This is a genomic window from Marivirga sp. (genome assembly GCF_024636815.1).
Taxonomy (GTDB): domain Bacteria; phylum Bacteroidota; class Bacteroidia; order Cytophagales; family Cyclobacteriaceae; genus Marivirga.
The window spans coordinates 1-11880 of record NZ_JAGXGF010000234.1 but is presented as its reverse complement, the minus strand read 5'-3'; the positions used below and the strand labels follow the sequence as shown (position 1 = coordinate 11880).

At 35.6% G+C, this 11880-nt stretch carries 5 protein-coding genes; all 5 read left to right on the top strand.

What is annotated here, in order from left to right; translation table 11 throughout:
* Positions 1–586: 586 nt before the first annotated feature.
* Positions 587–3310 carry a substrate-binding domain-containing protein gene (locus Q0L29_RS16910; RefSeq protein WP_296623569.1) on the top strand — a complete coding sequence of 908 codons (2724 nt, stop codon included), beginning with the start codon at positions 587–589 and terminating at the stop codon, positions 3308–3310.
* Positions 3311–3541: 231 nt separating this feature from the next.
* Entirely contained in the window at positions 3542–4882 is a 1341-nt protein-coding gene (locus Q0L29_RS16905; RefSeq protein WP_296623571.1) for a sugar porter family MFS transporter, read from the top strand.
* Positions 4879–6468: a glycoside hydrolase family 32 protein gene (locus tag Q0L29_RS16900; protein WP_296623567.1), complete on the top strand. Its 1590-nt coding sequence runs from the start codon at positions 4879–4881 to the stop codon at positions 6466–6468. The genes Q0L29_RS16905 and Q0L29_RS16900 overlap by 4 nt, the downstream gene beginning before the upstream one ends.
* A gap of 1 nt (position 6469) precedes the next feature.
* On the top strand, positions 6470–9631 hold the full coding sequence (locus Q0L29_RS16895; RefSeq protein ID WP_296623565.1) for a TonB-dependent receptor: 3162 nt from the start codon (positions 6470–6472) through the stop codon (positions 9629–9631).
* Between the two features lie 11 nt (positions 9632–9642).
* The gene (locus tag Q0L29_RS16890) at positions 9643–11385 is read left to right on the top strand and encodes a RagB/SusD family nutrient uptake outer membrane protein (protein WP_296623563.1); all 1743 of its coding nucleotides are present in this window, start codon (positions 9643–9645) and stop codon (positions 11383–11385) included.
* Positions 11386–11880 lie beyond the last annotated feature (495 nt).

Genomic DNA, 11880 nt, shown 5'->3' with positions numbered 1-11880 from the left:
CCTTCAGCAATTTTTTTTAAAATAGGTTTAACACCTTAACATAAATTAATTATAATTTAAATGAAATTGAGAAATGACTGTAGTTGATTTGATTAGGGGAACTTTAAACCTTCTTCATATTTCCCTTTTAAGCAGATGCAAAAAAAAATGGTGCCGGACTTATAAATAAATGTTGAAATAGGTTAAAAAAAGATGAGGTGCAATGGAATGGAGACCTGTCATAAATGAGGTGGATGAAAAGTAATAATTAGCTACCTTTGTTTAAGGCAGATTTATATTTTTCCAGGATTAAATCAATATTACCTATAATAAACTTTTGTTTAAAAATTAATAGTTGGACTTCCAAAACAGCAACCAATTAGTAATTAAAGTGCCTAAAAGTTTGAAGTACCTTGAATCAAAGAAAAAATAGAATTGGACTATCATTAATCAAAACAGTATAGATAATTAAGAAATCAGCTGTTTGTATGAACATATTTCAATGTCTTGTATCACCCCTATAATAGTTAGCTCCTTCACTTAAGGCAATCTAGGTACTCAAAATTTTATGAATGAATTATTTACTCAAAACATCAAACTTTAACCGATGAAATTAATTTTAAAGACTACATTTTACATCTTTATGATTTTAATTTTTTTGAATTCCTGTACTTCCGGAGAATTTCAACAAAATTATAAAATTGGATTTTCCCAGGCGATGACTACAGATAACTGGAGAAGGGAAATGAATAGGGCCATGGAAATCGAGGTGTCCATGTATCCTGATATTGGTTTGGAAATTAGGGATTCAGAAAATAACATTCAACTACAAATTTCACAAATTGAAAAATTCATTGAAGAGGGGGTTAATGTACTTATTGTTTCCCCAATTCAGTCAATTCCCCTAACCCCAGTTATAGAAAAAGCTATGAATGCGGGTATCCCAACGATAATAATTGACAGAAAGATTTCCGGAAGTAATTTTACAGCGTATCTGGGAGCAAATAATATTGAAATAGGTAAAAACGCCGGTCGATATATAATTTCACATTTAAAAGATTCTGCAAATATTTTAGAAATCAAAGGTCTTGAGGGCTCTTCCCCAGCTTATGAGAGAAGTCAGGGATTTAATGAAGTGCTGAGACCGTTTAACAATATAAGAATTATTGGTATCGTAAATGGCGATTGGGAGAAGACATCAGTCAAAACTCAGCTAAATAATTTGCTGGACTCTATAGTTCCCCCAAACTACATTTTTGCCCATAATGACAGAATGGCTTTGGGAGCATGGGAAGTTTTAAAGTCAAGGTCCCTGGAGGATCAAATAAAAATCATAGGGGTTGATGGTCTTTTTGGGCCAAATGAAGGAATTCAATTTGTGAAAGATAATCTACTTGCCGCAACTATTCTTTACCCAACAGGCGGTACGGAAGCTATTAAACTAGCAAGGCAAATTCTTGACGGGAAATCTGTGAGCAAAACCAATATTTTAAGCACGGTGGTAATTGATTCTGTAAATGTAGATATTATGCAGAATCAATTTGACAAAATGAATCAGCAGCAAAATGATATAGAACAACAACAAGCCATCGTTAGAAATCAGATAAAAACCTTTAAGAATCAAAACAATTTGATCAAGGTGATGACTTTTCTTTTAATGCTCTTATTATCCCTGGCTATTTACAGCATCTATTCAGTTATTATCATTAAAAAAAGCAAAAGGAAACTAGAACTCAACAACCAAAAAATAACCATTCAAAGAAATCAGATTGAAAATTTTGCCCAAAAATTAAAGATTTCCAACGAATATAAGATCAATTTTTTCACTGCCCTCTCACATGAATTCAAAACCCCACTAACCCTGATTACCAGTTCCATAGAATCAATTGCAAACAACCGAAATCTTAAGGATTTTTCATTTGAGACTAAATTAATTAGTAACAATTCCAAAAGACTTTTGCGACTTATAAATGAATTGTTGGATTTCAGGAAATTGGAGAGCAACTCATTTCAAATTAAACCTGTGAGAACAAATCTCCACCGGTTTATAGAAAGTATTTACAAAGATTTTAAAACAGAGGCCATAAAAAAATCAATTGAATTTGAATTGAGAGCAGTTAATCCTGAACTTGAAATTTATATTGATAGGAATATGATGGATAAAGTCTTTTTTAACTTACTATCCAATGCCTTTAAATTTACTCCCAATAATGGAAAAATAAGTATCTTAATTGAAGATGCTTCTATTGAAAAAGTAAAGGTGATAATAAAAGATTCCGGGATAGGTATTCCAAGGGAAGAAAACGAAAAGGTCTTTGAGCCTTTTATCCAGGCAACCAATAACATCAAGTCTAGTTCTGGTTTGGGGCTTTTTATAACAAAGCAGTTTGTAGAATTGCATATGGGAGAGATTTCAGTAACATCAAAACAGGGATCAGAATTCAGTATATCTCTTTTAAAAGGAAAAAATCATTTTAAAGATTTAAGCATTTCAGAAAAAATGCAGGATCTTCATGTGTCGGCATCAAATCACATTATTCCGGATATCGACATGCAAGTAGATGAGTTAATGTGTGCTGAAAGGGAGGACGCCGAAACAATTCTGATTATTGAAGACAATGATGACCTCGCTTTACTTCTAAAGCGAAAATTAAATAACGATTTTAATGTTCATATCTCTGATGGAACCGATGGAATAGAAAAAGCACTTGAAATAATCCCCGATATAATAATCTGTGATATCAATTTGCCTGAGAAAAGCGGGTTCGAAATCTGTACCGAGTTAAAAGCAGATCTTCGAACCTCCCATATCCCAACACTTATTTTAACTGCTCTTAGTGATGAAGAAAGCCGTATTATAGCGCTTAAGGCGGGAGCAGACTCATTTATGACAAAGCCATTCAACTTTGAAGTACTCAAACAATCACTTATATCTTTATTATATAACCGTGAGAAATTACGCTATTACTATACCAACAAGATCGACCAGGTAAAAGATGAAAAATTCAATAATTCGGAACAGGTATTCCTGAAAAAACTGAACGCAATTATCGCTGATAATTTAAAAAATCCTGACTTTTCCGTAGAAGAATTAGCCCACCAACTTAATATTTCCAGAGTCCAGTTGTACAGAAAAGTAAAGGCACTTATAGGTTTAAGTATTAGTGAATATATTAATTCACAAAGATTAAGTAAAGCAAAATCCCTTCTACAGGACTCAACTTTAAATATTTCTGAAATTGCCTATAGTGTGGGATACTCCTCCCCAGGATATTTTTCGACTTCTTTTAAAAATAAATATGGGATCTCCCCTAAAAGTTTCAAAATTTAATGAATTATTAACTTCAATCGTTTTCGCAATCGAGAAAACAAGGTAACATCTCTTAAGAAATGGTATCAATTTTAAAACTACAACGTTTTAGTAAATTGAATATTTCCCTCCTAAAGCCACACTTCATAGGCCTTCCAAACTTATTTTAAGATAATTTAACAATTTTGTAATTATTTGAAGAATTCCTAAAACCCCAAAAAGAATTTTAAGCATAGTTTAGCTTTCACGCAAATAAACTATGTTATGAATAAAATTTTAATTTGGTCAATAACAGCAGCCTTAGCAGGATTTTTATTCGGTTTTGATACTGTGGTAATATCAGGGGCAGATAAAAAATTACAATTATTATGGGGCTCATCTGATGCTTTTCATGGTGCAATTGTTATGGCAATGGCACTTTGGGGAACTGTTGTAGGTGCTATACTAGGAGGATTCCCAACCAATAAGTGGGGAAGAAAAAACACCTTAATATTAATAGGTGTCTTATATACGATCTCTGCCATTGGTTCTAGCCTGGCAAATGACCCCTGGACTTTTGCTGTATTTAGATTTATTGGAGGCCTGGGTGTTGGTGCATCAACCATCGCTGCTCCTGCCTATATTTCGGAAATCGCACCGGCAAAAAAGCGTGGTCGCCTTGTAGCTTTATACCAATTTAATATAGTATTTGGAATCTTGGTCGCTTTTTTATCCAATTATCTTTTAAGCGGTATAGGAGAAAACGATTGGAGGTGGATGATTGGTATAGAGGCTTTTCCTGCATTGATTTATACAATATTCATGTTTAGTGTGCCAAAAAGCCCAAGATGGCTTATTTCAAAATTTAGGAATAAGGAAGCTATAAAGGTATTGCAAATAATTAATCCAGATGAAGATGCTGAAAAGTTAATGATGGAAATTTCTTCAGAAAATGAACGGGATTTGCCTGGGGAAACCATTTTTATTAAAAAGTACCGCTTTCCATTAATGTTAGCATTTTTCATTGCATTTTTTAACCAGTTGTCAGGGATTAACGCATTCCTGTATTACGCACCTAGAATTTTTGAAGAGGCTGGATTGGGTGAAGAAACAGCGCTATTAAGCAGTATAGGTATAGGTGTTACAAATCTTGTTTTCACCCTATTGGGGGTCTTCCTCATTGATAAACTTGGTCGTAAACAATTGATGTATATAGGCTCTGTTGGCTATATTATTTCTTTAACGCTTGTGGCAATGGCTTTTTTATTGGGATGGACGGGAATGGCGGTTCCTATATTCTTGTTTTTATTTATTGCAGCACATGCTATAGGTCAAGGTGCGGTAATATGGGTATTTATATCTGAAATCTTTCCAAATCATCTAAGGGCTTCCGGCCAGTCATTTGGTAGTAGTGTGCACTGGATATTAGCGGCTATCATACCTTCATTGGTGCCAATATTATTTACAACTATTGGGGCTGGCGTTGTATTCCTGTTTTTTGCAATTATGATGGTTTTCCAATTATTGTTTGTGTTTTTTATGATGCCTGAAACTAAAGGGGTCCCATTAGAAGTGCTTAGTAAAATATTAATCAAAAAAAATGTAACCAAATGAAAAATTTAATTTTTGTATGGTCAGTATTGTTTGTATTTATTGGATGTAATCAAACACCTAAGGAAAAACAAGACACTTCACAGAGTGTCGATAGTATCCATTCGGAAGAAGAACTTTACAGGCCTAATTTTCACTTCACCCCTAAAACGGGTTGGATGAATGATCCAAATGGGATGTTCTTTTATAATGGTTACTATCATTTATTTTTTCAACATTATCCTGATGGTAATGTATGGGGACCCATGCACTGGGGTCATGCAGTTAGTACCGATATGGTACAATGGCGTGAGTTACCAATAGCTCTTGAACCCGATGAAAAGGGATATATTTTCTCTGGTAGTGCAGTGGTAGATATGGAAAACACCTCAGGTTTTGGAGATGGATCTACCCCGCCCATAATCGCAATGTTTACCTATCACGATCCAGTGGGTGAAAAAGAAGGTCGTGAAGATTTTCAAACACAGGCAATTGCCTACAGTCTGGATGAAGGAACAACCTGGACAAAATATGAAGGTAACCCAGTTATTGACAACCCCGGAATAAAAGATTTCAGGGATCCTAAAATCACCTGGGATATGGAACATAAGCAATGGCTTATGGTACTTGCCGCCGATGATAAAACCATGTTCTATGGGTCTAGAAATTTAAAGGATTGGGATTTGCTTTCTGAATTTGGAAAAGGAATTGGCGCTCATGGAGGGGTTTGGGAATGTCCTGATTTTTTCCCTATTCAGGTAGAAAATTCAGATGAAGTGAAATGGATACTTATTCAAAGCTTAGGTCCCGGTGGTTACAATGGAGGCTCCGGCACTCAATATTTTGTGGGTGATTTTGACGGAAAAAAATTCAAATTAGATCCATCAATGGAAAACCTTTCTGAAAAACACAAGCATTGGATAGATTATGGAAAAGATAATTACGCAGGGGTAACCTGGTCCAACATCCCCGATTCTGATGGGCGTGTACTCTTTATGGGCTGGATGTCCAATTGGCAATATGCTAACAAAGTTCCCACTGAAACCTGGCGAGGTGCCATGACCGTGGCCCGTGAACTTAGATTGAAAAAAGTTGGGGATATATATAGGGTCTATTCGCTGCCGGTGGAAGAATTAGGAAATTATATATCTAAAACATATGATAAAGAATTGATTGAGGTTGAAAACACCGTGAAAATTGCCACTTCTGCCAACATAGATTTAGCAAAAGCAATTATTAAATATGAGTTCGCACTTTCACAAAATGAGAACTATGAGTTTCGCCTGAGCAATCAAAAAGGAGACACCTTAAAATTCGGATTTGACAAACCAAAAAATCAGTTTTATTTAGACCGTAAAAAATCCGGTATCACAAGCTTTAACGAAGACTTTGCAAATAAAGTTTCCATAGCTCCGCGGACTTCAAAATCGGAAAAGATATCAGTTAAAATCGTTCTGGACAAAACCTCCATTGAACTGTTTTTTGATAATGGAGAAACCGTAATGACGGAGATTTTCTTTCCTATTGCTCCCTTCGAGACCTTTTCTGCAGCGGGTAAAACGATATTTAAAATCGAAAAATTAAAGATTAACCAATTAAAATTCAATTAATATGAAAACAACTAAATTCTTATTTATTTTATTCCTGTTTCTGCCCATATGCATTTGGGCACAGGGAATTGAAGTTTCTGGTAATGTAATTTCAGTCGATGATAACATGCCTTTGGGAGGAGTCACGGTTCAAGTGAAGAATACAAACAAGGGGGTGATCACCGATTTTGACGGAAATTATGTCTTAGAAAATGCTGATAAAAATGATACATTAATTTTTAATTTCATAGGCTTCAAAGCTCAAGAAATACAAATTAATGGACGTTCTGTAATAGACGTGGGAATGGTCGTAGATGCAGCTTCGCTTGACGAAATTGTAGTAACAGGTTATGGTAAAGAACGTAAAGTGGATATTACCGGCGCCATTACCGTTGTTGATCTTGGCCCTGTAGAAGGGCAAAGTTTAAGTTCAGGTAATGCTATGCAAGCACTTCAAGGGCGAGTGCCTGGTTTGTTTGTTGAAAAATCTGGTGACCCAACTGGGTCAAGTAGCAAAATATTAATTCGTGGTGTTACTACATTAGGCAATAATGACCCATTGTATGTTATTGATGGTGTGCCAACTAAACGTCAGGAAGTTTTTGCAAGCTTAAACCCTGATGTCATTGAATCAATACAAATACTTAAAGATGCCTCAGCGTCTTCATTGTATGGTTCAAGAGCAGCAAATGGAGTTATAGTGGTTACAACAAAAACTGGATCAAAAGGAGAACGATTAACCGTAAGTATAAACTCTAATATATCAGTTCAATCAGAAAAAAACCAACGCTATGATATGTTAAATGCTCAACAAAGAGGAGAGGCTCTTTGGCGCGCTTCTGTAAATGATGGAGCTGACCCAACCGGTGGTTATGGCGAAATTTACAATTTTGATTGGAATGGCGATTTTAATAACCCTGTTCTTAATAGTGTGACTGTACAACCTTTTGTTGGAGGAGACCCTAATGTCCCAGCTGGTGATACAGATTGGCAAGATGCTACCTATGAAAAAGGTTATGTATTCAACAATGAAGTAACGGTGACAGCAAGCAGTGAAAAATCTTCTTTACTCATTAATTTGGGGTACCTAAAAAATACAGGTATGCTTAAATATACAAATTATGACAGGTATACCGCAAAACTTAATAGTTCTACCAAGTTGTTCAATGATAAACTTAAGTTTGGCGTAAACACCCAATTTTCTACATCTGATGAGACATTAGCTACTCCAGACGTTGGAAGTGCTCCAACTCCAGGCTTGGCCATTACTTTGGCACCAACAATTCCGGTTTATGATGCCAATGGTAATTTTGCTGGCCCATTAGGAGCTGGATATTCAGATCGTAACAACCCGGTACTTATGCAATATTTGAATAGATGGGATAATGCCGAAAAAAATAATTTCTTTGGAAGTGTTTATGCTGAATTGCAAATACTCGAGAACTTAACATTCCGATCTACATTAGGTATTGATTTTAGTGACTTTAAAAAGAAAAATATTGAGACCAAAGTATCTAATGGATTTATTACCAGAAGTAATAATAGACTTATTTATGATACCAATAAATTCTCATCGCTTGTTTTTTCTAATGTTCTAAATTATAATTTGGAGTTTGGAGAAAGTAAATTTGGATTGCTTTTGGGAATAGAATCTGTTAGAGAAGATTTCGATACAGTATTTGCTCAAGCTGATGATTTCGCGGTAGAATCTGAATCTTATTTTGTATTGAATGCCGGTACAGGCGCACGAACAAGTAATGGGATTTCTACCCAATATAGTTTGTTTTCCCAGTTTGGAAAATTGAATTATTCTTATGCCGATAAATACCTGGCAACCTTCACATTACGTAGAGATGGTTCTTCACGATTTGGAAAAAACAACAGATATGGAATCTTTCCTGCAGCAACCGTGGGATGGAAAATTAGTCACGAAGACTTTTTTCCAGAACAAGGAATTGTTTCAGATTTAAAAGTTCGCGTTGGTTATGGTGAAGTTGGTAACCAAGAAATTGGAAATGTAGCTCGTTTTGGACTATATGAAGCAAGATATGGGCTAAACCAGGCACAACTTACAGGTGGTTTTTTTGAAATTTATTACAATGTGGGTACGGCTTATGACATAAATGGTAATAACACCGGTAATTTACCATCTGGATTTGTTTCTACACAAGCAGAGAATCCAGACTTAAAATGGGAAACAACCAAAGAATGGAATTACGGTGTTGATTTTAGTTTATTCAATAGTGCGGTTATTGGTTCGTTCGATTATTTTTCCAGGGAAACCAGTGACATTTTAACCACACCACCAATTCCATCTGTGTTAGGAGAAGGGCAGCAACGTGTGTTAAATGGTGCTACTACCGAAACCAACGGTTGGGAGTTAGCATTAAGTTATTCAAAATCAATATCAAACGATTTTAGTTTTGGTGTTTCCACAAATTTTGGGGCTTTTCAAGATAAAATCACCTTTTTACCAGCAGATGTTCTTGCAGGTTTTCCGGGGACTGCAGATAATTCTATCCTGGGACACTCACAATTTTCAATATTTGGTTATAAAACTGAAGGATTATTTCAAAGTCAGGCAGAGGTTGATGCACATCCAAATGGGGGTGTACAAACAAGCAATGCCAGACCGGGAGGCATTAAGTTTGTCGATTTAAATAATGATGGAAAGATAGATGGTGATGATCGTGATTTTATTGGTAATACTTTACCAGACTTGGAGTATGGTATTAGAATCGATTTAAACTATAAGAATTTTGACTTTTCAATGTTTGGATCAGGAGTTGCTGGCAGAATAGGTACCGATCCATATATTTTCTGGAATAATTTCACGCAAGGTCGTGAAAATGCAGCTCCGGGAGTTTTAAATGCCTGGACACCATCCAATACTGGCTCCGATATTCCTTCATTGTCATTGGTTAATAATATTGGAGGAGACAACGACTATGTTTATAGAAAGAATTCCTATTTTAAATTGCGAACCATGCAATTGGGTTATTCTTTTCCTGAAGATTTAATTAGCAAATGGGCAGGCATGACAGGCTTACGAGTTTACTGTCAGGGAGAGAATTTATTTTGGTTTACACCTAAAGATTATATCGGTTCAGATCCAGAACGTATAGACGTAAATAGAATTCCAGTACCTACAACATTATCTGTTGGTGTAAATATTAATTTTTAAAATAAAAAATCATGAAAAGAAATATAAAAATAATCGGCTGTATTTTGGCAACATTCATTTTGGTTGCTTGCAGCAAAGATTTTTTAGAATACGAACCAGAAGGGGTATTATCCAATGAAAATGTTGCAACTGCGGAGAATGCAGAGTCATTAGTGATAGCTGCTTATGCGGGAATAGGCAATGATGAAATGATTGGCCCATTAACCCATCAATGGGTTTATGGTAGTGTACGCTCCGATGATGCCTATAAAGGTGGCGGTGGTAGAGGTGATGTTGATGTTATAGATAAATATGAGCAATACAACCTAACCGTACCAGACATGGGTGATTGGATGGCACCGAGAACCTGGACAGACTTCTATAAAGCTATCTCAAGAGCTAATTTTGCATTATCTGTAATTAATGAAATTCCAGATGGTGAATATGCTGATAAAACTATTAGGCAAGCTGAATTGCGTTTCTTAAGAGCACATTCACACTTTATGCTTAAGATGTTATTTAAAAAAATTCCTTATATAACAGAAGATTTAACAGCAGAAGAGATCGCTCTAACTTCAAATGATGTTGATAATGACGCTTTATGGAATACTATTGCTGATGATTTCTTGTTTGCTTATAACAATTTGCCGCAGGCTCAGGATCAGGTTGGTAGAGCCGATAAGAATGCAGCAGCAGCATATTTAGCCAAATTGCGTTTATATCAAGCTTATGAGCAAAATGACACCCATCAAGTAACTAATATCAATGCTGCAAAATTACAAGAAGTTATTGATTACGCTGATGATGTAACTGGTGCTTTAGAGGCTGATTTTGGAAATAATTATTTAGATGGTTTTGATAATGGGCCAGAATCTATTTGGGCTGTACAATTTTCAATAAACGATGGTACTACTTCTGGTAGGGTGAGTTATGTAACAGGATTAAATTCGCCTCATGGAACACCCCTTTATGGTTGCTGCGGCTTTCACCTTGCTAGCCAGAATATGGTAAATGCATTTAAAACAGATACTAACGGGCTTCCGTTATTGGATACCTTTAACGATTCAAATATTTTTAATACCATAGATAATGAGGGAAAAGCGCCTCTTGCTTCCGGTATTACTTTAGACCCAAGAATTGACCATACAGTTGGAATCCCGGGACGTCCATTTAAATATCGTAACACTGTAAATGAAGATGGTGATATGGTTTACAATTTTAGTTGGGCCAGAGACCCAGGTGTTTATGGCTATTTTGGTAATATGAAAGAACAACAAGCTCCGGATTGTTCATGTTATGTAAAAGAAGGGCCATTTGTTGGAACATCTAAAAATATTGACTTTATACGTTATGCCGATGTGTTATTGTTTAAAGCGGAAGCATTGATTCAATTAGGTCAGGCAGATGCCGGAATAGCTATAATTAATCAAATTAGGACACGGGCAGCAGAAAGTACGCAAAGGCAAATAGCTGCCGGGGCATCAAACGTTTACAATGTGGGTATGTACCCTATGGGAATGTCTCAACCTGATGCATTTAAAGCGTTAATGTTTGAAAGAAGATTAGAGTTTGGTATGGAAGGACCAAGGTTCTTTGACCTAGTACGATGGGGAATGGCAGAACCAGTTCTTAACGCTTATTTAGCTGTTGAGAAAACAAGAAAAGATTTTCTCACGAATGCTCAGTTTACTGCAGGACGTGATGAGTATTATCCAATTCCACAAAGGGAAATAGATTTTACCGGAGGGCTATATCTACAGAATCCAGGTTACTAATAAGTAATTACTTATTATACATTCCTATTTAGCTTAAATGTTAAATAGGAATGTATATTGTTTAACTAAAAGTTGCGTTTTTGACTTGAATCCTGTAATTTTCATACAAGCAGCTAATTCTTAAATAAATTAAAACCGAAATGCTGTGTCTGGAAACAAATCAGAAAATAAATGCCACTATATCCTTATTTTTAAGCGTTGGTTTTTAATCCTGTCTTTTAAAAAATAAGAAAGATGTAATGAGCATAACACAACCTCGATGTAAACACCAGTGAACCTGCCGGCATGCAGGGATATGCGAATTACATCCCGGATTATCGGGACATGTTATGACCAATAGAAAACAAAACAGATATGAAAAAATTAAATTTTATTATAGTCCTTTCAATTATTTCCGCAAGCCTCTTTTCCTGCAAAGAAAATAAAGATAAAAAGAATGAGCAGGAAGTTGCTCCAATAGCAAATCAAACCGATGAAGATTTTCGTCCCAATTTT